Annotated in this window: 22 protein-coding genes and 1 tRNA gene; 4 read left to right on the forward strand and 19 right to left on the reverse strand. The window is 52.2% G+C overall.

The genetic code is table 11. From position 1 onward, the window contains the following. Both VMJ32_16975 and VMJ32_16980 read right to left on the reverse strand, forming a co-directional pair. The coding region (locus VMJ32_16975) for a DUF2203 domain-containing protein (GenBank protein ID HTQ40718.1) at window positions 1-437 on the reverse strand (437 nt) is incomplete at its 3' end. Between the two features lie 43 nt (window positions 438-480). Further along, complete coding sequence (locus VMJ32_16980; GenBank protein ID HTQ40719.1) at window positions 481-1008, reverse strand: NADH-quinone oxidoreductase subunit I; 528 nt, start codon at window positions 1006-1008, stop codon at window positions 481-483. A gap of 770 nt (window positions 1009-1778) precedes the next feature. On the opposite strand from VMJ32_16980, the gene VMJ32_16985 reads away from it, so the two are divergent. The 3 genes from VMJ32_16985 to VMJ32_16995 all read left to right on the forward strand — a co-directional run bounded on the left by VMJ32_16985 (window position 1779) and on the right by VMJ32_16995 (window position 2541). Beyond that, window positions 1779-1958 (forward strand): hypothetical protein, encoded by a 180-nt coding sequence (locus tag VMJ32_16985; protein HTQ40720.1) that lies wholly within the window; start codon window positions 1779-1781, stop codon window positions 1956-1958. Continuing rightward, the gene (gene csrA, locus VMJ32_16990) at window positions 1930-2166 is read left to right on the forward strand and encodes a carbon storage regulator CsrA (GenBank protein HTQ40721.1); all 237 of its coding nucleotides are present in this window, start codon (window positions 1930-1932) and stop codon (window positions 2164-2166) included. The genes VMJ32_16985 and csrA overlap by 29 nt, the downstream gene beginning before the upstream one ends. Window positions 2167-2468: 302 nt before the next feature. After that, a tRNA-Glu gene (locus tag VMJ32_16995) sits at window positions 2469-2541 on the forward strand. A 1315-nt stretch (window positions 2542-3856) separates the two neighbouring features. Here the strand turns inward: VMJ32_16995 and VMJ32_17000 are convergent. The 13 genes from VMJ32_17000 to VMJ32_17060 form a co-directional block, all read right to left on the reverse strand. Further along, window positions 3857-4102, reverse strand: a complete 246-nt coding sequence (locus tag VMJ32_17000; protein ID HTQ40722.1) for a hypothetical protein — start codon at window positions 4100-4102, stop codon at window positions 3857-3859. Between the two features lie 110 nt (window positions 4103-4212). Continuing rightward, window positions 4213-5838 carry a DnaB-like helicase N-terminal domain-containing protein gene (locus tag VMJ32_17005; GenBank protein ID HTQ40723.1) on the reverse strand — a complete coding sequence of 542 codons (1626 nt, stop codon included), beginning with the start codon at window positions 5836-5838 and terminating at the stop codon, window positions 4213-4215. 899 nt (window positions 5839-6737) lie between these two features. Continuing rightward, a complete protein-coding gene (locus tag VMJ32_17010; protein ID HTQ40724.1) occupies window positions 6738-7412 on the reverse strand; it encodes a hypothetical protein in 675 nt (224 codons plus the stop codon). A 270-nt stretch (window positions 7413-7682) separates the two neighbouring features. After that, the gene (locus VMJ32_17015) at window positions 7683-8468 is read right to left on the reverse strand and encodes a hypothetical protein (protein HTQ40725.1); all 786 of its coding nucleotides are present in this window, start codon (window positions 8466-8468) and stop codon (window positions 7683-7685) included. 14 nt (window positions 8469-8482) lie between these two features. Continuing rightward, window positions 8483-9559 carry a DGQHR domain-containing protein gene (locus tag VMJ32_17020; protein ID HTQ40726.1) on the reverse strand — a complete coding sequence of 359 codons (1077 nt, stop codon included), beginning with the start codon at window positions 9557-9559 and terminating at the stop codon, window positions 8483-8485. Between the two features lie 222 nt (window positions 9560-9781). After that, window positions 9782-10816 carry a restriction endonuclease gene (locus VMJ32_17025; protein ID HTQ40727.1) on the reverse strand — a complete coding sequence of 345 codons (1035 nt, stop codon included), beginning with the start codon at window positions 10814-10816 and terminating at the stop codon, window positions 9782-9784. A gap of 40 nt (window positions 10817-10856) precedes the next feature. Then, window positions 10857-12374, reverse strand: a complete 1518-nt coding sequence (locus VMJ32_17030; GenBank protein HTQ40728.1) for a class I SAM-dependent DNA methyltransferase — start codon at window positions 12372-12374, stop codon at window positions 10857-10859. Further along, a complete protein-coding gene (locus tag VMJ32_17035; protein ID HTQ40729.1) occupies window positions 12361-13779 on the reverse strand; it encodes a hypothetical protein in 1419 nt (472 codons plus the stop codon). Before VMJ32_17035 ends, VMJ32_17030 begins: the two co-directional genes overlap by 14 nt. Further along, window positions 13776-16619 (reverse strand): DEAD/DEAH box helicase family protein, encoded by a 2844-nt coding sequence (locus VMJ32_17040; GenBank protein ID HTQ40730.1) that lies wholly within the window; start codon window positions 16617-16619, stop codon window positions 13776-13778. Before VMJ32_17040 ends, VMJ32_17035 begins: the two co-directional genes overlap by 4 nt. Window positions 16620-17526: 907 nt before the next feature. After that, window positions 17527-17961: a hypothetical protein gene (locus VMJ32_17045; GenBank protein ID HTQ40731.1), complete on the reverse strand. Its 435-nt coding sequence runs from the start codon at window positions 17959-17961 to the stop codon at window positions 17527-17529. A gap of 650 nt (window positions 17962-18611) precedes the next feature. Beyond that, window positions 18612-19586: a transaldolase gene (gene tal, locus VMJ32_17050; GenBank protein HTQ40732.1), complete on the reverse strand. Its 975-nt coding sequence runs from the start codon at window positions 19584-19586 to the stop codon at window positions 18612-18614. A 54-nt stretch (window positions 19587-19640) separates the two neighbouring features. Further along, window positions 19641-20708: a class I fructose-bisphosphate aldolase gene (locus VMJ32_17055; GenBank protein ID HTQ40733.1), complete on the reverse strand. Its 1068-nt coding sequence runs from the start codon at window positions 20706-20708 to the stop codon at window positions 19641-19643. A gap of 214 nt (window positions 20709-20922) precedes the next feature. Continuing rightward, window positions 20923-21168, reverse strand: coding sequence for a hypothetical protein (locus VMJ32_17060; GenBank protein ID HTQ40734.1), 246 nt, complete (start codon window positions 21166-21168; stop codon window positions 20923-20925). 76 nt (window positions 21169-21244) lie between these two features. Here VMJ32_17060 and VMJ32_17065 point away from each other — a divergent pair, with 76 nt between their 5' ends. Further along, window positions 21245-22285, forward strand: coding sequence for an aldose epimerase family protein (locus VMJ32_17065; protein ID HTQ40735.1), 1041 nt, complete (start codon window positions 21245-21247; stop codon window positions 22283-22285). 21 nt (window positions 22286-22306) lie between these two features. Here VMJ32_17065 and VMJ32_17070 read toward each other — a convergent pair whose 3' ends face one another. The 4 genes from VMJ32_17070 to VMJ32_17085 all read right to left on the reverse strand — a co-directional run. Further along, window positions 22307-23509, reverse strand: coding sequence for a hypothetical protein (locus VMJ32_17070; GenBank protein HTQ40736.1), 1203 nt, complete (start codon window positions 23507-23509; stop codon window positions 22307-22309). Between the two features lie 242 nt (window positions 23510-23751). Then, the gene (locus VMJ32_17075; protein HTQ40737.1) at window positions 23752-24324 is read right to left on the reverse strand and encodes a hypothetical protein; all 573 of its coding nucleotides are present in this window, start codon (window positions 24322-24324) and stop codon (window positions 23752-23754) included. A 756-nt stretch (window positions 24325-25080) separates the two neighbouring features. Then, window positions 25081-25830: a response regulator transcription factor gene (locus tag VMJ32_17080; GenBank protein HTQ40738.1), complete on the reverse strand. Its 750-nt coding sequence runs from the start codon at window positions 25828-25830 to the stop codon at window positions 25081-25083. A 59-nt stretch (window positions 25831-25889) separates the two neighbouring features. Next, window positions 25890-26081 (reverse strand): ATP-binding protein (locus VMJ32_17085; GenBank protein ID HTQ40739.1); only part of this gene is annotated, 192 nt, incomplete at its 5' end.

Genomic DNA, 26081 nt, shown 5'->3' on the forward strand with positions numbered 1-26081 from the left:
GAATCGATCCCCGCTACCGCCGTGAGAGGCTGGCGACCCGCGAAACCGGCATCAAGATCGTGCCAGTACAGAACCTCGGGTTCGTCTAACTTCCAGCACAAATAAGCTTCCCGACCGTCGATCAGCGTAGGAAAATCGACCAACCCTTCCTGGCCGTTTTTCGGTTCCAATCCCAGCTTGATGAGTTCTTCCACATATTCACGCAGCCGCCGGCCGTCTTTTTCCAACTCTTCTTCAATTTGCGTTAGCTCTTCGCTGTATACGTCGGTCGACTGGCCGTTGTGCCCAGCCAGTAAATGCGCAAGACGCTCGCGCCGGTCGATCACATCCCGCGACAGATCAGCTAAGTCTTTGACAATAGCACGTACCAGCGGCAGCATGGCGTTGGCCTGCTCCACGGTAAAATACTTACGATCGTTTCGTGGCTGGTCGCTCATGCGATTCTTTCAGAAACGTCGCTCAGTTCTCTACCCACTCTCTCTACTGATTCGGTCCGCCATGCACGGGCTCGACAATCACCTTCGATTCAGCAACCGCCGTGGGATTTAGCGTCGAACGCCCCCACGCCACGTCGACCGGCAAACGAGAAAAATCGACAATGCAACCGTCCCGACTGTAACAGCTTAAATCGTGAGAAGCGCCCATGAAAATGCAGTCGACCGGGCAGGGTTCCACACACAGTGCGCAGAACATGCACTTCGAATAATCAATGGTGAAACCTGTAATGCGAAAGCCCTTGCCGTTAGTGACCCGTTCTTTTCCAATGTAAATGCAATCCACCGGACAAGCTTTGGCACATTGATCGCAGGCAATGCAAGTCGTTAGATCGTACCGATGGAAACCCCGATATCGAGCTGCCACGGGAACCGGCCGTTCCGGATATTCAAAACGGTGCGTAAACGTGCCGCGATCGGGCTCATACGTTTTAATCCAATATCTCAACGTTACCCACAGCCCATGAGCCACTGTTGATATGGCATCCCAAATATCACGCAGCCACCGTCCCATGCGTCGACTCCAGTTTCATCTGAGAAAATGGGTTTTCATCCTCACCCAAAAATCGCCAATGGTATCCGCGCAACCAATCCATTTCTGTAATCGAATTATAGACACGAGTTCCCGAGCCGCAAGCGATTGGTACATCGGGCAGAACCGAATGTTGATCGCCGCGACGAAGAATTCCCCTTAAACCGAATTTGAGCATTGAATGTCTCTATTAGGCGCACTTCTTTTCATGAACTGCTTCCTATCGCTGTTAGAATCAGATGAAATGAGAGAGGAAAAATTAAATGCCAATCTCAACTACATCAATAAGGTAATCACGGAGTCAGGCTCTAACCAACCTAGTTTAGAACCCTTCGCAATCGATATGGATACCACTCTTGAATTCATCCATAACCATAATGAGAAAAAGATCGACGGCTTCGTTGCAATCCAACTTTATTCGCACGTAGCCGTTGATGACTGTTTCCGCTGCTGTCCCGATTTGAGAACGCCGTTCAAGAGTGTGCATGTCTGGTCAGGCAGGCCAGTTTAATGTCCCATTTGACACCCTAACTCTCCGAAGCTGGCAAGCGACAAACCCTTCATCAAGCCCTTCTTTTCATGCTGTAAACCATGTATTGGCTTGTGTTTACTTGCAATTCTCATCCGAAAAACATCTGTCGTAATTGATGATAGTCAATGAGTTTTGTGCCAATTGATCCAAAATTGCTCAAAAAAGCGTCTTTTTGACGCCGCTGTTTGCTTGACTCTAGCTTAACAGCACGTAGAGTGAAATGAAGGAAGTGCCTGCGCCATCGTCACTTGGTGGCGATTCGCAAGCACCTTCGCCTGGTTTGATCGCTGGCTTTGGTGTTTTGCCAAAACCGAAGATCCAGGAAGGGTCATCGCGAATTCAAGCGGGCGACACCACGAAGGAAAAAACTGATGCTGGTTCTCTCCCGCAAGAAAAATGAGAGTATTGTCATCAACAATGACATTACCATCGTCGTCGTAGAGATTCGGGGGGATAAGGTCCGTCTCGGTGTGGAAGCGCCAAAGGAAGTACCTGTCCACCGTCGCGAGGTCTATGACGCGATTCGCCGCAATGATGCGGCCTCACAAACCCGCGCTTCTTCGAACGGCGGCGCTGACTCGACTACAAGCAGCGCCAACAACCCGTAACGCGAACGTCGCCGTTCGCCTTGCGTTTCTGGCAGCCTTGTGGCTAAAGAGAATGTGTATTGCTCGGGACTTAGCTTTTGTGCTTGGTTTCTCGCATCAACAGCTGCTCGGCGCGTCACGACAATTAGCAAGTATTCTCTGAGTGGCTTGGGTACATTCAATACCACCACCGATCGTGTCGCTTGCTCGGAGTACAAAGTCACACGTAGCGTCCACTTGACTTGTGGCGGCATCACCACTACAAACCCTTGCATCGCAGTCGGTTATCGTTGTCAAGCGCAAACGCTTCCGTCTGCCTAAATGGCCCCGTCGTCTAGCGGTCTAGGACACCGGCCTTTCACGCCGGTAACACGGGTTCGAGTCCCGTCGGGGTCATAGTTTCTGCTATACAGAGTGCATTTCTCGAAGGATTTGTATCTGGCTGCATACCATTGCAGACGGATGCGGACGGTTGCTGCGCCGGATTTTGCGCCGCCGGTTCTCGCGCGCACGCGCGAGGCTCAACGATCTTCTGTTCGACTGTTAGCAGGGCTCGGTCTATGTGTTCCTGCGTTACCTGCAGGTAGTGCTTCTTCGCCACGGCTTCGCTGTTGCCCATCCAGGCACAGACGACGTGGATTGGGAAATTCTCTTGTAACTCTGTCTGTCGCGTGCTGCGGAGATTCTGGAAGAGTTTGGGCCACACAGGAACGCTCGCGCGCTTCATGATACGTTTCAGCTGCGTGCGGAGGTTTGTGTTTGTCTCCCGGTAGCGAGTGATCACACAATCGGTTTGGGACGGCGGGCGACCGTTGGCAGTTTCAAATTCGTTGAATACGGCTTCGATGTAGGGCCGCAATTCAGGGAAGATAGGCACGATGCGACTTTCCTTCCCGTCGTAATGCTCAGTCTTGGACGAATGAACCGTCATCACGCCGCTCTCCAGATTGACGTCGCCCCATTGTAGGGCCAAGTGCTCAGATGGGCATCGCAGCCCTCCGTAGCGGCTCAAAGCGAACAACAGGCCCCATTGCGAGTCCGGGCACGCCGCTAGCACTTTTTCAGCTTCTTCTCGCGTTATGAAGTATTCGCGAGACTTATTGGCCTGTACGTGGACATCTTTCATGTCGCCAAAGGGATTACCGACAATGACTTTTCGTTTGAGGGCGGCTCGGAACAACTGTCGTGCCCGGCCACAACGACGGCGGACAGTGTTCGCATCGAGCTTGCTCTTGAGAAGCTTTCCGTCCTTCCTGACTTCCTCGGTGGCTAGCCAGATACGCCAATCGTCGGCGTCGCCCTCTGTGATCTCAGGCAGGGGTTTGTTCTCACCAAAGTACAGAACGAGGTTGTTGCGGACAATTCTCAAGTTCCGCATCGTGCCTGGCTTGATGTCTGCCCGCTTCGCCAAGTAACCGTCAAGGAATGGTCCCAGGGCAGCTTGCTCGGGCACCTGCCGCTTTGATACCAATCCGACTTTCGCCAATTTGTCGTACAGAGCAGGGTCAAGGGCGCCAACCCACTCGGCAGTCTCACGATCCCACCCGCTTCGCGTAATCACGGCAGCGTTGAGCACCTCGACCTTGGCTTTGACCTCATTGACTGCTTTGAGCGGAATCGTGCCTAGGCGGACCGCCTTCCGCTGCTTGCACGAATTTACAAACTGAATCCGGCGTCCGCCGTCTTTGTCTTTGGAAATACTGGCCATGCTTCACCGACCTTTCGTGCTCGTTTTGCGATCTTGCTTACCTGCAATCATCTGCAGTCCCAAGTATTTGCCGATCGTGTCAATCGATTCTTGCCCAAGACCGCCTCTACCATGCAGAAACCGCGACAACAGGGATTCTGTTAGCCCACAGTCTCTAGCGATACGCGCCCGCGATACCTCAGCGCCAAGGATTGCATCACGCAATTGTTCCGACAGCAGCTTGTATTTTTTCGCCATCGTGGTGATCATATCCCAGACTTAACGTATCGTCAAGTTGCATTTTTCAATTTATTATGATAGTCGATTCAAAGTGACAATTTATAGAAACATTTGCTCTCTTGCCTTTTGCCGGTCATTGGTTAAAGCTTCACTTGTTCCGGAGGTTGGCCAAACAGATCGGGGTTATTTTGCCGTATTCGGTTGTGCGTACTTAACTTGCCATTGCGGCCACGAACTTCGACCGTTTCGATAAAACCGTCCTCTAGCAATTTCGAAAGAGCCAAGTTGCATCGTTTTGTACTGTTGATTCCAGAATTATCTCGAATCGTGTGCATAGCTGCTCCTTCGGGATGGATCGTGAGATATTTAACAGCGGCTGTGCGGTCCGCAGCTAAACGAGCATCGGATTTCTGCCGGTTCGCTTCAGTCCTTACGGTCTGTTGCCGCTGTAAGGATTCGCGCAGTGCAGTTTCTGCGCGGTCAACTCGCACTTCCCACCGCCGCGGCGTGTTTGGATCATATGCGCCCTCATCAATGTCGACGGCCCAACAACCGGAGTGTCCGGCGCTTCCGCCACAGTTGAGCCACAAACGGTGCACACCACTTCCGGGTTCATATTGTTCGCGGCGTCCCAACAATAGCCATTGGCGGGCAAACTCGGGGAATCCGGCCCAACTGAGGTGAGCGAGTTCGGGTGGTGTGAATAGATCGGCCTGTCCAGACTTATTCAAATGGTGCAGCAGTAACAGCGTTACTCCGCGCTCTATGCAAAGTTCGCCGATCGGCCGAAGAATGCGCCCCATATGGAACAGACTTGCTTCATTGCCAGAAGTATCTATGCACAAATAGGCCGGATCGATCAGCAGCACTTCGATTTCGTCGTTGTCGATGAACCTTTTTAAGGCGTCGATGTGTTGAGGGTCGGAGAGTTGCGGTAGTTGATCCGAGAAAACGAGGCCGCTGATTTTATCGAGCCGGTAATTCGCAGTTTTAGCGATCCGGTCAGCAGTTTCCCGAATTGTGGCTAGGCCCGACTCACCCGTCATCATGGCCACCTGGCAGCCTCGGGCGACTTTGAAGTAGCCGAGAAAGTGTCCGGCTGTCGCCAGCGAAATGGCGAGGTCGATGCCGATTGACGTTTTGAGAGTTTTCTGTCGACCGCCGATTACACCGTGCTGGCCGGCAACAAGAATGTTTGGAATCAGATATTCGAGCGGAAACTCCGCCGCAGACAATTCCTTGCATGTAAACCGGCGAAATGAGACGAAGTTAGAAGATGCCGAAATTTGTTCAAGCTCACCGCGGCAGTCAGAAATGATGTTGGCGGTGCTCTTTCCATTGTAAGCGTCCCGCATCATTACGGTGCTTATGTCGATCGTGCGGCGCTTGTTCGCCAATTCGCGTACAATGCCTGCGTAGTGCAGCACGTTTGTTGGAGTGGGGGCGCTGCGAGTCACATCGCCCAAATATGCAGCGCCACCCACTCGATCGTAGTCTCCCGATGAACGCAGTCGATGCACGAGGAGTGCCATTTCGATCTTGGCGCCAGACTCGTAGATGGGTGCAAAGTGACCAAATATTTTCTGATTGGCGTCGTCATAAAAATCACTGGGTTTAATAACCGCGACAACTTCGGGATAGCGCTTTGAATCCAACAACAGGCTACCGAGAACTGCTTTTTCCGCTTCGAGGTTTCTGGGCGGTTGCCGATCGAGAATCTCGGAAGTGACAGGCGGCTTTCGACTTTTCCCGTTGGCTGCGCTCACATCGACCTCCCGCTGGCTTGCCAGCGAAGGTTATCGCAGTTCCAACACCTGCTGCTGGACGAAAGGAGCAAAAGCCCGCAATCCGCACATGGGCGCTTATCGAATTGTTTCTTAGGTTTGATTTTCAATCGCCGCTGGCGTACTCGCTGGACGGCGTTGCAGTAGGCCTGTACCATTAAAGTGTCTCCAACATTTTGGTCTGGGCACGTCTTGGTCGGCTTGCCCAGGCCATTTTCATGCGCTGTGCGCCTCCGAAGTACTGAACGTACTTTGCTCGTGGGCCCAGGCCCGCAGTCGATCGACGCTGTATAGAATCCGGCTCCCAATCCGAATACATGGGACGATGCCTTGCCGGCGCCATTCGTAAAGTGTTCGACTCGAAATCCCCAGCAACTCGGCGGCTTGAACCTCGCTGACAGTGATCGGCGACACCGTGGCAACTGTTGGGAGAGCGGGGGCTTTCAGAGCGCTATGCACTGGCCACCTCCTGGCGTTGAGTCTCCAAGCTGACAGGGCGGCTCACGAGCCAGTTTCGTTCCCGAAGTAGGTCGACAATCTGCGGTATGAGGGAACCTGGAATCGCGCGTTTGCCACCAAACTTATCGGGTTCTGGGAGAGAACCATCTTCGAAGAGGCGGCGGACACGCCACTCTAATGTTCCAAGTAATTCGGCCACTTCGCGCGTCGTAAAAAGCTTTGGCATAGCTAACTCCTGTAGTTACGAGTTAGCTTATTTTCACTCCCAAAGAGCCGTGAGGTGCTAAATTGAATTTAGTACCAGGACTACCATGCACTGCTCAGATATTCTCGATTAACAATGCTGAGAAATTATTTGGGTTACTGCGTCTATGCATGCCTAATTTAGCACCAACCGCAAGTGGTCTCTGGCATGCATTTGCTCACTTCCGTTTCATAGTTTGGCGCCTGTTGCGCAGATGCTTTATGGCATTTGCCTCCGCTACAGACCTTGCTTCATTTTCGTCCTTGAGTCCTTTTCTAAGATCAGTAAGAATACTGCTCCACTGCTTACTGTATCGAACTTTGAAGACCGCCACAATTTCTCCATCGGTTTTTCCTTGCGGTCTTAGCTCATCGTGGAGTTGATCGAGATTAGTCCATTTACGAATGCCGCGACTAATTGCAGTGTTGCCGGAAGTTTTGAGGTCGGCGTCGACCGCTAACTCCGACAAATGATTTTGCAGTTCCTTGACGTGTTCGAGTAAGTCATGAGCTTGGAATTTCAGTATCATCGCCCTAGATTCTGGGGTACGATAAGCGTCTAATTCCTCACGGGATGGCACCTGCAGTTTTTCCCTATAGTACGGATCCAGACCTGACATATGCTCATTAGTTAGAGCGGTGAAGAATTCGAGCCAATCCGCGTTCAACTTTCGAGCATCGGCTACAAAACCAAGCTGCACCAAATAGCTTATCGCGATTGAGAACTTTTTATCCGCCGCCAGCTTGATATAACAGTTGGAATCGTTGACGAAACTTTCTAGGTTAGCTTCCAACCTCGCCAGCAGTCTTTTGAGTCGGCGAATTACGTCAGTCCGCGTTTCGCTAGTTGACATTGCCATAAGAACCCTGCCTTTTACTCGGGCCGACCGCGAACAGTCGTGCTGAAAAGGCAAAAAAGGCACTCACCCCCCACGGGCACTATTCGGGCCATTCTCACCCGTCGATGGAACGGCCGCCCGACGGATTCTAAGTGTACGCTCTTACACGCTACGCGCGAAGGACGGGCATAAACGAGTGGTTTTATCTTACGTCAGGTAGTGGTTCAAGGTTTTGTTGCTGAAAGGTTGTGTACCTATATCAGTGGCTAAGCTTGGTAACATTATTTAGGTCCTGATCGTTCTCCTTATGAAAGTCATAAGGGGCGCCAGCACCGCATTTCTCTCACGACACTTTCTAACCAGGAAGTCTAGTTCGTCGGAATCAATCGCTGCGCCACCGTGGGCCACCGCAGCGTCTCCTGCGAACCTCAAAACTGCAAGTGGAAACGACGCTATTGCGTGGTCTTTATCGAAAGTTAACAAGCCGGCGGCAGGGTCGAGATACGCAGCAATCGCTTGCCGAACGCCAATACGAGTGATTTGCTCGTAGTGCTCAGGGATTTCTGGTTCGCAAAAACGTGGAATCGCATAGTTGGCATCTTCCCGTTTTTTTAATAGCCAACCAAAGCCATCGAGGGCCTCCACTTGATCGACCGGCTGTGACAATAAAAAATGGCTAGGCATTAGCCGTCGAAAGCAATTTATCATGGACTTATGACTGCCCGTGCCCGGAATAAATTGCGGCGAACAGCCAGCTATTCCTCTGACTTGATATGGAGTTTTTCCGTCCTGCCGGAACACAGCAAAATTGTCCCAACCAAGTATCGCTCGTATTGCGTAGAACACGGAATAGTACAGCTTGACAGTTGACCAAGTGAAAAATCCTGCATCAATTGCGCGAAGCCCTTCAACAATCGACATGCAAGCAGAGTAATAGTAGTTGTTGGCATCTACAGGTAGAGCGGCAGAAACGGTGGTGCCATCTCCTGGCGTTAGTACATAGGCTTCTACAATTACGCGATTGACCCTGCCAGGAAAGAGGTTTTCCAGATAGTATGCCGCGCGATGCACTGGAATTGTCCTACCTAAAACTCGATGTCATCTTCGGTAACACGCGCCGGCTTGAATTGTCCAATTAGCCTTTCAGTGACTTTCCGCGCACTTGCCCGCCCCTGCAACCCAACTAGCTCTTCGCGGTAGATTCGCTTGTCGCGGTCAAGGTCCATTGCTTCTCGCATTACGGCCGCGGTGTATTTGCGTTTATTGCCGCAATGAGGGATTAGATGAACTTCCAGGAATTTAATGGCACCCGTAAAGCCAGCGGCGTGCATAAATGCGTTGGTGCGGTCTTCCCATTGTTCGCCATACCATTCCTTTAGCACACCAAAAAATGTCATTACGACCTTTGTTTGATTTACAAGTTCCCTCACTCCCATCGTCGCGAAGACACCATTAGCGGACACAAGAGGTTTTAGCGCGTTGACCATTGTGGACAAAGCAATTCCTAGAGACGCTTTTGGTCCTTGATGATGCGATGGACCAGAATACTTTACGAGTTCGCAATATGGCGAATCCTCATCATCGTTTAGAGACTCAGCAATGTCGGCTGCGCGAATCGCGTCTTGATCCACTAAATGTTCGCTGGCGATACCAAATAGATCGAACGCAAGACTTTTTTGCACGGGCTTTTGCTCCGTATTGATTGACAAAAATATATCTGCACATTGGCGCGTCGTAAGCTGTCTATAAATTGCTACTGGAATCTCCATATTCCTCATTGACCTGCGCGATTTTATTGCTTCTTCGATTCCCGAAACACGATGCTGTCCGTCAATGATTTGTGCCGATCTAGAGGAAACCATAACTCGAATATCTTTCGCTTTGATTACGATTGATTCGGGAGTTACCCAATTCAGAATTATGCATGCCGGAAAGTCACCACCAGCTAAGGCAAAGTCGCGTATTTTTGAAATTCGCTTTTCATTTAATGGGCGCTGAACAGCTCCCTCTTCCTCATCGACTCTGCGCACTGCCACATAGGACACTTCAACGAGAGCCCACGCAGGCATACTCGTTAAAAGCAGCGATTTTCCTCCTTGCTTCACCTCGGTATATGGAAGCTTGATGGCGTCTTTAGTCGCTGATTGTTTTTTTTGTGCCATCTTTGCGAACCTCACTGAATGGATACGAGTCTGGTTTAAGTGCATTGGAAAGTGGACCGCGCCTTGGCGGCGCAGCGGCATTATAAACCGCGTTAGGGGGCGGCACAGTCCCGCAGGGTTCGATTTCCTCTCTTCACTAGTCCCGCCTGGATTGGCGTTTGACAGCACGTACACCGCAGGCGCCGTCTTAAAGTGCCGATAACGCTGACGAAAGCAAACTCGTCAATCATCTTCCTGTACTGCTACAGTCCAGATTCGCTTCAAGGGCAACTCGGCTTTCAAGTCATCGTCGAGTTGGTCATAGTGGGCGAATAACGCTTCGAGCAATTCCTTTTGAGACCACAGCCGAACACTGAAAAAGCTGGTTGACGACTCGCTGTACACATTACTTTTGAATCCGCTCCATGAGACAAATAGGGCTTCGCTTGCATGAAAATGTTTCATGACCCCCTCAAGTTTGTCAATTTCGGGTCGTCCGATTGGCGAATCCTCTGATTTGACCTGAACGCAAAGATGTGGCGAACTGAATCCAAGCGGTCCAGCACCTGCCAAAATATCAGCGCCTCGGTCGCGCCCCTCGGGACTTAGATATGTCGTATAACCTTGAGCTCTAAGAATTGCGTCGACGAGCCGAGCGAGGCCGTGCCCTTTGAATTTGGCAATGATTAGTTGCGCAATATGGTCGCGGCCGAGTTCTTCCAAGTCAGAAGGTTCAATCGATTCGTCTGTCGCTTCGGCTACAATTGCAGTGCCGGTTAGATTGGGGTCGGGCTTCCATCCGCTCTGCCGCATTGCGTTGATCCGGCTTTCAGCGTCATTCCGTTTGATCCGACAAATCGTCATAAAAGCGCCGAATGAGTGCAGCAAATCCTTTCCAAAGTGAGAGCGCGGAATCGAGTCAGCGATCCATTTTACCGAACGCCAATGGTAGAAGGGGTCAGGACCATTTGCCTCAAAACTATAGTCGCCCGTGATTTCACCAATATTGATGGCCGGTTGTGATTTAAGCGGCAAAACTACCAAATCGCCTTTCTTCATTTCATGCGCAAAAGGCCAAATCTGGCTGGCCCAATTCGACAATCGCTTGGGCTTGGCGTTGGGATAGATATCCGCCAGAAAGTCTATGAGTGCCTGTCGATCCTTAAGTTTCAGCAAGTCTGTTGCCAGCCCACCCCAGGTGACATAAACACGCTTCTCCTGAAGAAATTTTTGCTCGTATTCGCCATGCTTTTCGGCGCGGATTAGCCAGATTGCCATATATGAATAGGATGTTCGAAGGTTCGATCGATCGTTTCGTCTACGCATTTGGACTAGGTCGATTGCTTAGCTTTGCAGCAATTTTCGTGAATTGTTCAAGCGCCGCTTCCAAATCGTCCGCGATTTCGGTTGCGAGAATATCGGGCGCCGGCAGCGAATCGGTGTCAGTAAGACTTTTGTCTTTGATCCAGAACAGGTCAAGGCTCAGTTTGTCGCGCTTAAGCAATTCTTCATATTCATAACAGCGCCAGCGGCCATCGGGGTTCTCCTCGCTCCAGGTTGGTTCGCGCTTATGCTGTTTGCCCGGCTTGTAGCATTCGACGAACTCGTCGAAGTCTTTGCGCTGAATCGGTGATTGCTTCAATGTAAAGTGCATGTTGGTTCGCAGGTCGTAGACCCACAGCTTATCGGTCCACGGCTCAGCGCGGCCTTCCTTCTTTTCGAAAAAGATCACATTTGCTTTCACGCCAGGAGAGTACCAGATTCCGGTCGGCAGCCGGAGCAATGTGTGAACACGGCATTTTTGGAGCAGGTTGCGGCGCACCTTTTCGCCGGCGCCCCCCTCAAACAGCACATTGTCCGGCACAACCATGCCTGCCCGACCATTGATCGAAAGCAGAGTGAAAATGTGCTGCACGAAATTGAGTTGTTTGTTGCTGGTCGAAGTCCAGAAGTCCTCTCGCACAATGACCTGGTTTTCTTTTTCCAAGTCCCCTTCTTCATTGACGAATAGCAGATTTTGTTTTTTCCCGAACGGGGGATTGGTAAGCACCATCGAGTATTCTTTGCTCCAGGTCGTGGCAAGACTGTCATGACCGGGGTGGATGACTATTTTGTCGCCACCGATCCCGTGCAAATAAAGGTTCATAGCACACATGCGACCGACCTTCGGCGAAAGTTCCATCCCTTCGACCAATTCATCGCGCAATGTGTGCTTTTGGTCTCGGTCCAGCAATTTGTCAAACTTGTCAAGAACATATTGATATGCTTGGCACAAGAATCCGCCCGTGCCCGCGGCCGGGTCACAAATATGATCCTCAGGAGTCGGTTGCATTACATCGCAGATGGCTCGGATGACCGGCCGGGGCGTAAAATACTGCCCGGCCCCGCGCGACACTTCGGAGGCGGACCGCTGAAGCAACTCTTCGTAGATGGTCCCTTTTACATCCACCGGCAGACTGAGCCAGTCCACGGTGTCGATCAAATTGACGATCAATTGCTTAAGAAGGGCCGGATTGTGAATTTCGCAGCGGGCTCGTTTAAAAATAACTCCCAGCATCCCGCCTTTGAGAGCCAACTTTTCGAGAATGTACCGGTATTTGTCTTCCAGCGTGGCACCATCGAGCTGAAGCAGAACTTTCCAGCCAAGTTCCGGCGGCACGATAGCCGGCTTGTTGTATGGCTCCTCGGTAAGCTGGTCAGCCATCTTGAGGAACAAGAGCAGTGTTAGTTGCTCGACGTATTCGAAGCAACTCAGTCCAGCATCTTGCAGAACACCAGCGTAGCTCCACGCGCGTTTGCCGATTTGCGACGCATCAAGTGTTTCAGCGATGCTCATTTCGATTTCGCCGCGCGTTTCCGCGGCGTCCGTGACTTGGGATTGAATTCCGCTCGGCTACAGCAATTCGCGCCAGTTTTTCGCGCTCCGCCGCGATGCGTTTCAGTAGCTCCGTTGCTGGCTCGTCATCGAGGTCTTGTGGCACGAGTTTGCCGAAAAACGCATGGCGAAGAAGCGATTGGCGCAGCGATTGAGTGGATTTCAGCTTTGCATCCAAATCCCCTTGGAGATGCTCGACGACTGACATTTGATTTTCGACAGCTTCGACAACTGCTAGTTGATCGTCGGGAGATGGCAAGGGGACTATTAGTTCTAGGAGGCGAGCCTGGGTTAAATTCACTCCGCTGTCGCTGATTCCGGTCTTTAGGGTATCAAGAGCTTCGATGATTTGAGGAGCGTTAAAACAGACTTCGAGATAAGCCGGACATACTTTTTCTTTCTTGCAGCGAATGATATACGCCTTGTCGCAAAGCATTAGCCGCGGTCGCGAGCTCCTCACCAAGCACGTCACAGCAGCCCTCGCTCTTGGCCCAGCACGAGTCATCAGAAGATCGCCTTCAACTATTTGGAGTTGGGGCCGAGGCGATAGCCCGGTTGGTAAAACCTTGTTCTCATTGGGCAAGAATTTCATCGCCTGAATTGCCGTTGTTTTAATGATGCACCAAACATCAGAATCGACCGAAGCCTGACGCTCACATTTTGGACTCCAGCCCTGATTGACTGATTCGATAAGTGTGCCGAGATTTTGTCTTTCAAGCCTTGCCGAGAACGAGACTAATGCGCCCTCGACCGCCGCCTTTAGAACCGCCTCTCGGTACTGCGCGAGCTTCGCTTTCGTCCGCTCCAGCGCCGCGACACCTGCATCGAGATCGGAAAGCAATTCATCGAGCGCATCACAAATGCGATCTTGTTCCGCGGTCGGCGCTATCGGAATGTTGAGATTTTCGAGAAAAGAAGCGGGCACTCGCATTTGGCCAACTCCGCCGGTCATCGCCCGCTGTGCTGAGCGGCGCACGTGATATTGCAGAAGAAAATTCGACAGCCATCTTGGGCTAATGCCGTCTTCACCGCGAACGACGTGGAATTCGGTTGAACCAAAACAGACTCTTCCCGGCAGACTCGGTACGACTGTGGTCTTGCCGTTTTCCATGCAAGGAGTAATCTTTGCCATAATCACATCGCCAGAAAGGAACGGGGTGTATCCCTTCTTAACTTCGCGAAATAAACGACGATCCGGTCGGACTAGCCCACCGCCTTCTGCGTCAAGCGCCCGCATCGGAACGAAATTCACCTCGGCATCGTCGCTGATCGGACCGCAATCGATCGATGGATTGATTCTGGAAATCTTAGCCAAGGGCGCTACGGTCCAACCCTGCGGCGGCGATTGGCCATTTCCTTCACTCATGCCGCGAGCCTTTCATTTAGCTCCGCGATGAGCGTGGTGAGTTGATTGCCGAACAGGGCGTGCGCCTTGCCAAGACTGCCATGCTGTCCGAACCAGCCAGCGTCGAAATCGTCAGGCACAAAGCCGAGGCTCGTGGCGATATGCTCCGCCATCCGGTCGAGCCACTGGCGTTGCTCGGCTGTGAATGTGCTGGCCGCACTTCGATCGACAAGCCAGGCCTGATACCGCGCTCGTACTTCGTCGGCATAAGGCGCCAGGACAACATCGGGAACCAGCGCATGGCGCACAAGTGATACAAGGTCGGCTAATTGCGAGCCACCCAGCCCCTGAACCTTGTCGGATTCCACCGCCTGAAAGGCGCTCCAAAGTTGCGTTGGAGTGGCGGACAGCGGTCGGCTCCCCAGCGCATCTTTCAGTCTTCGTAGGTCACCCAGTGAAAGTTTTAGCGGCCGCGTGCCGGCATAAATAACTTGCAGCGCAGTCAGATGGTCGCGATGCTCGTCAATCCAAGCGCGAAAATCCTGAACCTTCGCTTGCGCCCGAAACACAGCGGCAGCGTCGAAACCGGAGTACAACACTTGGTCGATGCTTTGCCGGTCCATCGTTTGTTCGTTGACAGACCGAATTTCGAGGATTCGCCGGCGGAAGGCGGCTTTCAAAAATGGCGTGACGGCTTGCTGTGCAAGTTGCGTTGCCGCAGTATCGACTTGTTGCGTTGTCGGGGTGCCGGTAAAATCGGGCAATGCCCGCGCCGCTTCAATTTGGGCGTCGGGGTCGATCGCCCGAAGTAGATCGCGGGAAAGCTCTGGGAACGATTTGCCGCCAGCCAAGTCGCGCAACTCGGTTAGTTGCGCAACAGAAAACTCATGTTGCAGCCGGGCTAGTCGATCGGCCAGGGTCGAGAGGGCGTCGGGGTCGGTTCCGCCCTGAGCGACATACTCCAGAAGCTTTGGCAATGAAACGGATGGCTGACGGTTGAGCGTGCAGGAATCGGTCTTGTCGTGTTCGCACACTCCGACCGCATCGACGACGATGAATCGTTCTTTGGCGTGAGCACTAGGCGTGACCGCCCTCAGCTTGTCCGGCGAAATGATGCGGACACCGCGGCCTTTCATTTGCTCGAAGAAACCGGCTGATTTTACATTGCGCATGAAGAACACGCACTCGATCGGTCTCACGTCGGTGCCGGTCGATATCATGTCAACCGTCACCGCGATTCGCGGGAAGAAACTGTTGCGGAAGTTCGCGAGGATTTCGTCGGGGGTCAGGCTGGAGGTCTTCACCCAATCGGTGACTTCTGACTGCGTGCCATCATCATTTGTCACTGTTTGCGTTCGGCGCGTGAAGCCGGTCCGGTAAGTTATTTTTTCGCAGAACTCGTTGCGCTCGGCAAACTCCTGCCGAACCATGCGAACAATATCGTCGGCGTGAGAGTCATCCTTGGCAAAGATGAGCGTTTTCGGAACTTCCTTACGCCCAGGAAAAGCGTCGGGCAGTACCTTATCTCGAAATTGCTGAATGACGGTGCGGATTTGGCTTTCGGAAACGACATCGCGGTCGAGTTGATTGGCGGAATAAGTCAGGTCTTGCTTGAGAAGCTCAAGCCGTTCAGCGCGGGTAAGCTTGTGGCGTTTGTCCACATAAACCCCGGTATCACCGGCTTCAATCGTCGCGCCACGGTCAGTGATTTTCGTGCAGATGCGGTACACATCGAAACCCACATTCACGCCGTCGGCAACTGCCTCGCTGTGGCCATACTGCATCACAAGATTCTGGTTGAAAAAGCCAATCGTCTTGCCCGAGGGCGTTGCAGTTAGACCAATTATGAAGGAATCAAAGTAAAGCAGCACTTGCGACCACAACTCATAAATTGAGCGGTGACATTCGTCCACCACGATAAAATCGAAGAATTCGGGAGGAATTGCAGAATTGTAAACCACGTCGGGCGGATCGCCTCGCCATGCCTGCGATGTGTCGAAGCCCGACCCCTCTTCGTTTTCTGGGTCGAATTCTGTTTCTCCCTTCAGCATTGAGTAGAGACGCTGGATCGTTGTGATGACCACTTTCGCCGCGGGATTGATGGCGTTGGAACGGAGCCATTGGATTGTGTACAACTCCGGAAACTTGCGCGGATCGTCCCGAGGCTCGAAGTTGTCGAATTCCTTTTTCATCTGGTCAGCAAGATTGCTACGATCGACCAGGATTAGAATGCGTTTGGCTCCGGCGAACTTCAACAGTCGGTAGCATTCGTTGACGGCAGTGAAGGTTTTGCCGGAACCAGTGGCCATCTGAATCAAGGCACGGGGATGATTATCCGCCATCGATTTTTCAAGGTTGCGGATCGCGGTTCCCTGCACTTGCCAGAGTCGGGTTGCGTCCAGTGGCGGAATTTCTCGCAGGCGGCCGCGAAGCTGCACCCGTTGTGAGACAAGTTCCGCGATAGATTCAGGTCGCGGAAAGCCGAACACTTCTCGACTTCGCGGACGCGGGTCAAGACCGTCAGTAAAGCAGATAATCGAACCGTTCGACTCAAACAGAAACGGTAGCGGTCTGAAGTGGGCCGGCAGATTGTCGGGAAGGCCAGCGGCATATTTCGCCGATTGTGCTTCTACTCCGGTGAGCGTGCCTTCGGCCTTTGCTTCCACGGCGCCGACGGCTTTTCGGTCGATGTAAAGCAAGTAGTCCGCAAAACCATATCCAGACTTCAATGGAGATTCGCGGACGGCGATCCCCCGTCCAGCAGTTAAATCAAGCTCGTCATGGCTTTGGACGAGCCATCCGGCTGCCGTCAGTTTGGCGTCAATTTCACGCCTAGCTTCTTGTTCTGGGGTGTCGGGCATCGTCGGAACAGCGACTCAAGCTTTGTGGAACGATAAGACCCCCATTATGATGGCATTGCGGTCGCAAGTCTATTGCCGTCAATTCCTGTCAAAAAGACCCAGCAGCCGAATTCTTGCTAACCGTTCAAGCCCAATTTGCCTAGCTGAGGTGCGGCACCACAACCGAGAGGGCTTTAGATCGAGCTTTACGAGCGCGCAACGGGGTGGAAGCGGGTTCAGAACTAGAACGATGGGGTCCCCGTTGTCGGAAAGGCTGCTTGTCGGTGGCGCTGCAATCGCCGGGCGGATGCCCGATGGTGGCAATTCCACCAAGTTTTTCGATTAAGATGTCGGCTGAGCAGTCAACGGACCAAAGCCGTTGCCGATCCGTTTGACAACGGCAATCGTTATGAGCAACTCGTATGCGGTGCGAAGAACTAATCCGTGATCTGCGTCGATTGACCTATCTTTGGACGCCGGAAGATGTTCTAGGGCGCTTGGCTGAGTGGTCCAAACTTAGCTGTTGGGCTGACGCCGAGTACGACTACTGGTGCGAACCATTATATTCGGACTTGGAGTCGGACGAATGGAACCGTGATTAACCGGTTCAGTATAGCCTCCGCGGACTCAGTGGGTCCTTCCGGTGGAGGGAACTTGGCCTGCATCGCCTCCCAAGAGCCGTCTACGGCTTCCCGCCGCGTCGCTCCAGCTTGTCTTAGCCGTTGACGTTCTGCTTCTCGAAATTCACAGGCCTCAGCCCAGCGGCCCTCACGCTGCAGCCGAGCGGTAGAAGCGATTCTGGTTTCAGGTATCGTTGTCATGCGACTGCTACTTGGATTTGAGCGTTAGAAAGCCTGCTCTTTGGTCAAACGGACTAGTGGCACTCCACAGTACGAAAGGCCTGGGTAGCGTGGGCAAAAAAACCGGGCTAGTTGGGTCCCCCACGTTGTTGAATCTCTGAACATCGGTCGGTTGCCACCGTGGAAGCCTGATCATTCGCCACCGGCTCGATCGGCTCTTCTGATGCTACTGCAGGCCCATCAGCCGAAGGATGTTGTTCGCTAGGACTTAACCGCAGAAATGTGTTCTCAAAATCCAACCGCCATTCGTCGGCCAAGCCGACATCCCGAACTCTTCTGTTAAAGTTGGCAAGCCGTCTGTTTTTCAGCTTGCGCGTGGTGTCGCCAGTCTCCACCGCTAGCTTATCCGCCAGCTGACTCTCCAACTCCAACAGAGATATCAACGCATCCATTGCGGAAGCCCAAATATCGTGCCACAGCCATGACACGTAGCCGCAGTTTTGAGGCTGTTTCCGCTTGTATTGCTCTGGGCACACCCTGGACACCATGTATGCCGCAGGCATCATTACTTCCTCCCGCAACTCTTCGAGTAATTTGATTGTTCGCCTTCGTCGTCCAGCCATAAAAGTTGCTCCAAAAATCGAGTTTACGATGAAGAGGGTTTAGATCGTGCTATACGCTCATTCGAAGGCCCGGGGGTGGGTTCAGGATTCAGGCCTTGGGGTCCCCCCGGCGCCTCATTCACTGGGGAAGGTTGAGTTTCCCCAGTGATCACCGGGACGAACCCCACAGGTCACCGGGGAAAGCGGGGTCTCTCTCCTACGGAGAGAGAGACCCCCGCTAATCCCCAGTGCCCGTGCACCGGGGAGGCGGCTTCCCCGATGCGATTCCCCGGTGTTCCCCGGTGGAATTCTTGGAGGGTTGAGACACCAGCGCGAGGATCGATGCTTTGGTATCGTCTGAGAGCTTCGACCAAGACTTGACGACAGTCCGCAAAGCGGCATCGTCTAAGCCATCTCGCGCACGTGCGAGGTGGTAAGGGTGGTTATCGGCATCAAAATCAGCCGAAAATGCGCCGGATTCTGCGCCGCTTGAAATGACCGATTTACCTAAGTCCTTGCCAGAATTACTGCTTACGTGCCCCGATTCGAGTCCCGTCGGGGTCACTAAAAATTCACAGATTGTGAAGATTGCCCCAGATTGCGACTGGGTTTCAAACGGTTGCCGTGGCGTGAATGCGCTCTCTGAGATATTTTTCCAGCCTAACAAGATCTGTGCTAAAGTGGCGGATGCCCTCGGCCAATTTTTCGGTGGCCATGGCATCTTCATTCAACATCCAGCGGAAGGTCTTCTCATCCAACGAGATTTTTTTCTGGTCGCTGTTTCTGGCGGCCGCAGGATCGAGCTTCCGCACCAATTTGCCGTTGGTGGTTCTCAATTCCTCCAATAATTTGGGGGAAATGGTCAGCAAGTCGCAACCGGCCAGTTCAATGATTTCGCCCGTGTTCCGAAAACTGGCACCCATGATTTCCGTTTTATAGCCAAATTTTTTGAAATAGCTGTAGATTTGTGAAACCGATTTCACACCCGGGTCTTCTGGCGGCGGGATGGAATCAACGCCCAGCGATTTCTTAAACCAGTCCAAAATGCGTCCGACGAAGGGCGAAATGAGTGTTACGCCCGCCTCGGCACAAGCCACCGCTTGTGGGAAGCTGAACAACAACGTCAGATTGCAGTGAATGCCTTCTTTCTCAAGTATTTCCGCAGCTTTGATGCCTTCCCACGTAGAAGCGATTTTAATCAGAATGCGATCGCGCTTGATGCCAGCTTCTTCGTACAACTTAATCAATCCGCGGGCTCGAGCCATGGTCGCTTGGCCATCAAACGACAACCGAGCATCAACTTCTGTTGACACACGGCCAGGAATAATTTTGAGAATTTCCTGGCCGAAATCGACAAATAATCGGTCGACTAGCGCATCCATTCGCTGCCTTTCGCTACCACCAACAGTGTGTGTCGATTCTATGGCCTCATCAATCAACCGTTGATACTGTGGCATCTGAGCCGCTTGATAAATCAGCGACGGGTTGGTCGTCGAATCACGCGGCGTATACTGAGCCAGGGTTTCGAAATCACCGGTATCGGCAACGACTACCGTCATGGTTTTGAGTTGCTCTAACAAACTCATGGCAATCGCCTCCGTTAAATGTAAAATTTGAAGTGCTCAAGTCTCGCCATGGAATCAAGCCACTGTAATGCTGTCGTCCAAATAAACGTCCTGAATCGTATGTAACAGAGTCACACCCTCATTCATCGGTTTTTGGAACGCTTTACGGCCTGAGATCAGACCCATACCGCCCGCCCGTTTATTGATTACCGCCGTGCGAACGGCTTCGGCCAAGTCGCTGGCACCTTTGCTTTCGCCACCGGAATTGATTAGCGGCGAACGCCCCATAAAGCAATTAGCCACTTGGTAGCGAGCCATTTCGATCGGATGGTTACCCGGCATCAATTCGCTGTAAACGCGCGGATCGGTCTTACCGAATTTCAAGGCATCAAAACCGTCATTCGTAGTGGGCATTTTTTGTTTGATGATATCCGCCTGTATGGTCACGCCAAGATGGTTAGCCTGGCTCGTCAGATCGGCGGCGGTGTGGTAATCGACACCGTCTTTCTTAAAGGCGCTATTTCGCAAATAACACCACAGAACTGTAACCATCCCTAATTCATGCGCATGCTGAAACATCGTAGAAACTTCCTGCAGTTGGCGATGGCTCTCCTCGCTGCCGAAATAAATCGTGGCACCGACGGCAACCGCACCCATTTCAAACGCTTGCTTGACGTGACCAAATAAAATTTGGTCGTAGGTGTTTGGATAGCTAAGAAATTCGTTGTGATTCAATTTCACTAAAAAAGGAATTTTGTGGGCATACTTGCGGCTGACAGATCCTAGCACTCCCAAAGTGCTTGCCACAGCGTTGCAACCACCCTCGATCGCCAATTCCACAATGGCTGAAGGATCAAAAAAAATTGGGTTAGGAGCGAAGCTAGCCCCGGCGGAATGTTCAATGCCTTGGTCCACCGGCAAGATCGACACATAACCGGTACCGCCTAATCGGCCTGTGTTCAGGATCTGCTGGAAATTACGCAGCAGAGTGGGAGAGCGATCGCTCAGAGATACCACACGATCGACGAAATCGGGCCCCGGCAAATGCAAACTAGCCGTGGAAAAACCACGGCACTTATACTTCAATAGAGCATCGGCATCTTTGCCTAAAAGTTCGACGGTTCGGCTTTGAATTGTAGACATGGAAGACTCGGTATTCGGAAATTGAGTTTTATCGTCTATTACCTGGCAAAAAGGACTTGTGATAGGTCCCATTCAACCAAGAGAAACGACAAGGCCACTGGGCGAACGATCATTTTATCGAATTCTTCGGCGACCGGATACCCTCTATAGCTTTCTGTTAGCCCTCTCCTTGGAACCCTAATTACTCACCACAAGTTTAGCTCCAAATGCAGAGTTAGAAGTCACTTACATGGTTGATTGCAATGGGTCCGATCGTCCATAATGTTGCCGGGAATTGTGAAGCGCCAAGGATTGTCAAACCGCAGTGCGGCCGATAGAACTTGGCAAAATTTTCGGGGAGCAACACGATGAAGTCGTTAGCACCACTAGCTTTTGCATTAGGAATATGTTTGCCAGCAGCGATCATTTCGGGATGCCAAGACAATCGAGAACCGACGCTCATCTCGCCAAAAGCGGGCACAGGTGGCGGTGATGTTCTATCACAAGATGGCAAACAGGATTCTTCCAATCAGGTTACTGACCAGAAAGGGTCATTCATGATCGACGCAAAATCTTGGGGTAAATGGCGTGATGGCCAAGAAGTCCAACTCTATACGCTTACCAATCCCAATGGGATGGTCGTAACACTGACCAACTATGGCGGGCATGTCGTATCCGTTGAAGTGCCCGATCGAGAAGGCAATGTGAAAAACGTCGTCTTGGGTTTCGATAATTTAGACAGTTATATCAAACACACTGCCCATTTTGGCGCAACGATTGGGCGTTATGGCAATCGCATTGCTAAAGGAAAGTTCACGTTGGATGGACAAACCTACACTCTCCCCATTAACAACGGGCCGAATCATTTGCACGGCGGACCCGAAGGCTTTGACCACCAGCTATGGCAGGGAAAAGGCGTCAAATCCGCAGATGCCATTGGTGTGGAATTCACATACGTCAGCAAAGACGGTGAGCAAGGCTACCCCGGTACGCTTACGGCAACGGCTACTTATTGGCTGACGAAGGATAACGAATTAAAGATCGACTACGCCGCCACTACCGACAAAGATACGGTCGTCAACCTCACCAATCATGCGTACTGGAATTTGGCCGGCGCCGGTTCAGGCGACATCCTAGGTCAGCAAATGATGATTGCCGCTGACAAATATCTCGCAGTGGATGACACGCTAATTCCCACTGGAAAAATGGAGGATGTAAAAGGCAGCATGATGGACTTCACGTCGCTGAAACCCATTGGCCCCGGCGTGGCGGAAATCAAAAAACAGGGTGGCCGGGGCTACGACCATTGCTACGTGCTGCGCAATCAAGACGGAAAAATGGCCCTGGCTGCCAAGGCAAAAGATCCCGCCAGCGGCCGGGTTATGGAGGTAAGGACCGATCAGCCGGGCATCCAGTTCTACACGGGAAACTTCTTAGACGGCGATCCGATCAATGGCGGCTTTCCGCAACATGCCGCTTTTTGCTTGGAAACGCAACATTACCCCGATTCACCCAACCGCCCCGAGTTCCCGAGTACCGAACTGAAACCTGGCGAAACATTCAAATCGACGACAATCTACAAATTCACCACCGAATAAGATCGGCGTGATTCTCCCAAGTCAATTGAACGGATTGTCGTTGTCTTTTGGCGGCGGTGCCGGGTTGTTCGGCGGCGGTGTACCCGCAGGAGGCGTCGGCTGCGCTGCTGGCTGTTCGCCTCCAAGTGTCGGAGTACCAGTGGCTGCACCACCTTGGAGGGGCGTTGCAGGAGTTGTTGCTGGCGGGGAAGTCTCACCGGGTGGATTAGTGTTTTGTGTTGGCGGAGATCCTGCAACTCCAACGGACGGCTGAGCGGGAGGAAGGGTAGTGTTTACTCCAGAGGTTGAAGCAGAGCCATGACCAAAAATTCCTTGTAGAATATCAGGAAGAGGGGAGCCGGCAGAAGCTGGCGGGGCCACTTGATCACCTTTTGAACCCTGCACAACTGCGTGCATCAAACTACTCAGACCGTGCGCCGTGGGTTGAACTACCCGATCGTGAGTGTGCCCCGCAGGCACAGGCATAGCACCAGTGGCGGGTTTTGCAGGCGGCAAAGGTTGAGGATTGCCAAATGGATCATCGTTGGCTGCCGGAGTTGGTGTGGAAGTTTTTTGGGGTAGAGGTTCCGATCCGCCAAAGGGATTATCACTGTTGCCGGGAGTAGATTTAGGTGCTGATTTTGAAGGCTCCTGTTCAAAAGGATTCTTGTCGGGTTCTGGAGAAGATTTATCAAGCAACTTATTGCTTTTTGCTGGCATTTCGCCGCTACCATCCGGAGAGGAATTAGGCTGACCTGTAACGCCCGAAGGCAACTCGGTTGGAGCCACTTGCCGCAGCACGTCTTGCTCAGCAGCAGCGCGTTCCTCATAGCGGGCCTGATGTTCAGCTTCTTTGCGCTGAACTGCAGCGGCGTGTACTGTGGTTCGATATTGCTCTAGTAGTTGCCGAGATCGGCCTTGTACGCGTTCTAAAGAGCGGTTGACGGGATAAACGTCAGCGCTATCGCCAGCTTCCAATTCCGCTCCTGCTTGAAAGTCGGCCTTTGCTTCCGGATCGCGTCCTAGCTTCAGATATGCAAGCCCTCGAAAGTAGTAAGCCCGAGGGTCATTAGTGCCTCCCTTGATTGCAGAATTTAAGGAGTCGTAGGCTCCGAGATAATCGCCCTGATTGTAGGCATGGACACCGCTGCCGTAGAGTTGCTCCAGCAAAGCATCGTCGGCGTGCAACACGGCGGAAGCCATCCAAAACACAGCACTGGTTATCAACACAAATTTCGTCACCATGAGGCTGATTCCTGAATAGCCGGATCAATGTGATTCAGGGATTTCAAGGCGTAACATACCGCCGCGATATTCCACATCACGAGTACAGATCCGTGTACCTGTTCATATTCCACGACAATACAAACTGCGCAAATTGGCTACTTTCGAACCATAAAATGCATGGTAACCGGAGAAAAGAGGCTCTTCAAGCAGACTACCGGAAAGTCCGATAAAACCCGTAAAATCGGACGAGTTAACGCGGACTAACCGCTGGAATCGTGGCAAGCAATGCAATAGTGATCTAAGTGGGCCTTAGCGGTTTGCGAAAGCCGTATTTCGCTGCCGGCATGATGACATTGTGTACAACAGCGTTGGCTGGCCACAGACGGCTCCGGGACCAATGCTGAAGGATCATCCACGAATGACACCGCCGCAATTGGCGACAATGCGTCCCCGCCGCGACATTCCGGCTTGAGCTTTTCAAAGAGAGGCAACGGATTGTTTTCGGCTTCGGATGATACACTCAAAACATTGCCTGAGATTTTTTCGGCCGATCGGGCAACTGCGGCCATCCGCGGCGTGTCGTGATTGGTTACCACAGCTTGTAAGGCCGCAACCAACACGACTCCCAGCACAACCGCCGCCATAAATTGCCACAGATTTAACCGCTGTGTGAAGCGTGCCGTAGCCGGCGGTTGACCACCCAGCAGTCGAAATCGCCGATCGCCCGTCGGATGCGCGAGTGATATCGCCAAATCACGTGGGGCACCGAGCGAATCGCTCCAATAGCCGGGGAGCTCTTGGCACTCATCCGGGCCGATTGACTCGCGCAACATTTCACAGCTCGGGCGGAGTGCCTCCGCAAGTTGTTGACATGTGGGACAAATTAGCAGATGAGCTTCAACCGCGATATCGTCCCGGGAACCGGTCGGAAATGGACCGCGTGTCAAAATAGCAAACACGTCGTCGCAGTTCATGATCCGTCTTTCTGCACGACCAACTTCAATCGTCCTTGGTAAAATCTGGACAGCAGCTATTCTGCCTGACCTCGAGATTAGAATCAAGCAATTGTAAACGGGGCGGCATTGTTCAAGAACGCCGATTGCAAGAATGCATTCTCAGAAACGGCAACTTGGACTTGGGCGTTCCAAGATCCAAAATATGAGCTGTGTAAAATTCACCGAGCGAATTCGAGAATGCCTCGACTTTTGGGACGCTGCCCATCGCGCATAATAAAGGCCCGCTTACAGGTCAGCCCGTTTGCATTCCCTATATTTCCAACACCGCCAACCCCAGTGGTCGCGAGGGAAACGCCGCCTCGTTGCGGTCTATGGAAAAAGATGCAAATCAGGCCATCCGGTATCGGGCCCTAAAAGGTTGAACAAATTGCGATCAAACACCCCCGTGCAAGCCGCAATTTCAACCGAAGACAGGCCAAACTTCCTATTCGACCCGTGCTACTTATTCATCGCAATCCTTGCGATTGAATTTGAACGAGAAATTCGCCAAAAGCGATTTTTCTTTACCGATTGTCCTGAATTAAAACGCTTGGAACGATTTTATCAATGGTCCGGTTGAATTAGGCACAATTTTCAATCATTGCTGACTTGACTAACGAAGCGGTAGCCGGCGCCGCGGACACTGAGAAAGTGCTGTGGCTGGGCTGGGTCTTTTTCAAAATACTTCCGTAGATTCACGATAAAGTTGTCAACGGTCCGCGTAGTAGGGCTGTGTGACATGCCCCACACATTCTCCAGCAACTCGGAACGAGTGACAACAGAACCTTCATGCTGGATAAAATATCGCAGCAGTTTCATTTCCAAGGCTGTTAATCGAACGGCCCGTCCATCGATCAGGACTTGATAGCTATCGAAATCCACCACCGCGCGCCCCTGGGCAAAACGGTACATCGAGCCACCCGGTGGTGGCGATTGCACCTGAGCGGCCAAAGTTACGTCAGTCGATCGGGCGTGCCGTTGGCGCGATAACAGATTTCGCGCAACGCTGAGAAGCTCTTCCAGATCAAATGGCTTTTGTAAATAAACATCAGTTCCCACATCGAAGCCGCGGATTCGGTCTTCTGTGAGTGTGCGAGCCGACAGCATCAGGATTGACACATCGCTTCCTTGCTCTCTAAGTATCTTACAAACGTCGTAGCCACTCATTCCCGGCAACATGAGGTCGAGAATAATCAGATCTACTGGAGCTGGATTCTCGTTTAGAAAATTGAGCGCGGAGGGACCGTCGCTCATTGTGGTCACCAAATATCCCTCAGCCTCGAGATTGTATTTGATCCCGATTGCCAAATGCGTTTCGTCCTCGACGATTAATATGTGCTTCATAAAAGAAACAATCGAAGAATGAAGCGGGGTAAGCCGAAAATGAGCCTCGAGATTGCTCGTTAAGCAGTAGGCAGTTCCACTTCAAAGATAGTGCCTTGGCCATCTGGCTTATTCCGTGCTTGGATTTTGCCTCCCATTCGTTTTATCAAAGTGCGAACGATGTACAAACCCAAACCGGTTCCGGCGGTTTTGCGTTCCAATTCGATTCCAACGCGCACAAATCGGCCGAAGATTTTTCGGCGCACGTTAGC

Source organism: Pirellulales bacterium (assembly GCA_035499655.1).
Classification (GTDB): domain Bacteria; phylum Planctomycetota; class Planctomycetia; order Pirellulales; family JADZDJ01; genus DATJYL01.

Excerpts from the sequence above, each read along its gene's own strand:
- VMJ32_17035 (HTQ40729.1), bottom strand. The coding sequence starts at position 13,779 with ATGAGTGAAGGAAATGGCCAATCGCCGCCGCAGGGTTGGACCGTAGCG.
- VMJ32_17030 (HTQ40728.1), bottom strand. The coding sequence starts at position 12,374 with ATGAGCATCGCTGAAACACTTGATGCGTCGCAAATCGGCAAACGCGCG.
- VMJ32_17010 (HTQ40724.1), bottom strand. The coding sequence starts at position 7,412 with ATGTCAACTAGCGAAACGCGGACTGACGTAATTCGCCGACTCAAAAGA.
- VMJ32_17065 (HTQ40735.1), top strand. The coding sequence starts at position 21,245 with ATGATCGACGCAAAATCTTGGGGTAAATGGCGTGATGGCCAAGAAGTC.
- VMJ32_16980 (HTQ40719.1), bottom strand. The coding sequence starts at position 1,008 with ATGGGACGGTGGCTGCGTGATATTTGGGATGCCATATCAACAGTGGCT.
- VMJ32_17055 (HTQ40733.1), bottom strand. The coding sequence starts at position 20,708 with ATGTCTACAATTCAAAGCCGAACCGTCGAACTTTTAGGCAAAGATGCC.
- VMJ32_17020 (HTQ40726.1), bottom strand. The coding sequence starts at position 9,559 with ATGGCACAAAAAAAACAATCAGCGACTAAAGACGCCATCAAGCTTCCA.
- VMJ32_17080 (HTQ40738.1), bottom strand. The coding sequence starts at position 25,830 with ATGAAGCACATATTAATCGTCGAGGACGAAACGCATTTGGCAATCGGG.
- VMJ32_17070 (HTQ40736.1), bottom strand. The coding sequence starts at position 23,509 with ATGGTGACGAAATTTGTGTTGATAACCAGTGCTGTGTTTTGGATGGCT.
- VMJ32_17000 (HTQ40722.1), bottom strand. The coding sequence starts at position 4,102 with ATGATCACCACGATGGCGAAAAAATACAAGCTGCTGTCGGAACAATTG.
- csrA (HTQ40721.1), top strand. The coding sequence starts at position 1,930 with ATGCTGGTTCTCTCCCGCAAGAAAAATGAGAGTATTGTCATCAACAAT.
- VMJ32_17025 (HTQ40727.1), bottom strand. The coding sequence starts at position 10,816 with ATGGCAATCTGGCTAATCCGCGCCGAAAAGCATGGCGAATACGAGCAA.
- VMJ32_17045 (HTQ40731.1), bottom strand. The coding sequence starts at position 17,961 with ATGCCTGCGGCATACATGGTGTCCAGGGTGTGCCCAGAGCAATACAAG.
- tal (HTQ40732.1), bottom strand. The coding sequence starts at position 19,586 with ATGAGTTTGTTAGAGCAACTCAAAACCATGACGGTAGTCGTTGCCGAT.
- VMJ32_17040 (HTQ40730.1), bottom strand. The coding sequence starts at position 16,619 with ATGCCCGACACCCCAGAACAAGAAGCTAGGCGTGAAATTGACGCCAAA.
- VMJ32_17075 (HTQ40737.1), bottom strand. The coding sequence starts at position 24,324 with ATGTTGCGCGAGTCAATCGGCCCGGATGAGTGCCAAGAGCTCCCCGGC.
- VMJ32_16985 (HTQ40720.1), top strand. The coding sequence starts at position 1,779 with ATGAAGGAAGTGCCTGCGCCATCGTCACTTGGTGGCGATTCGCAAGCA.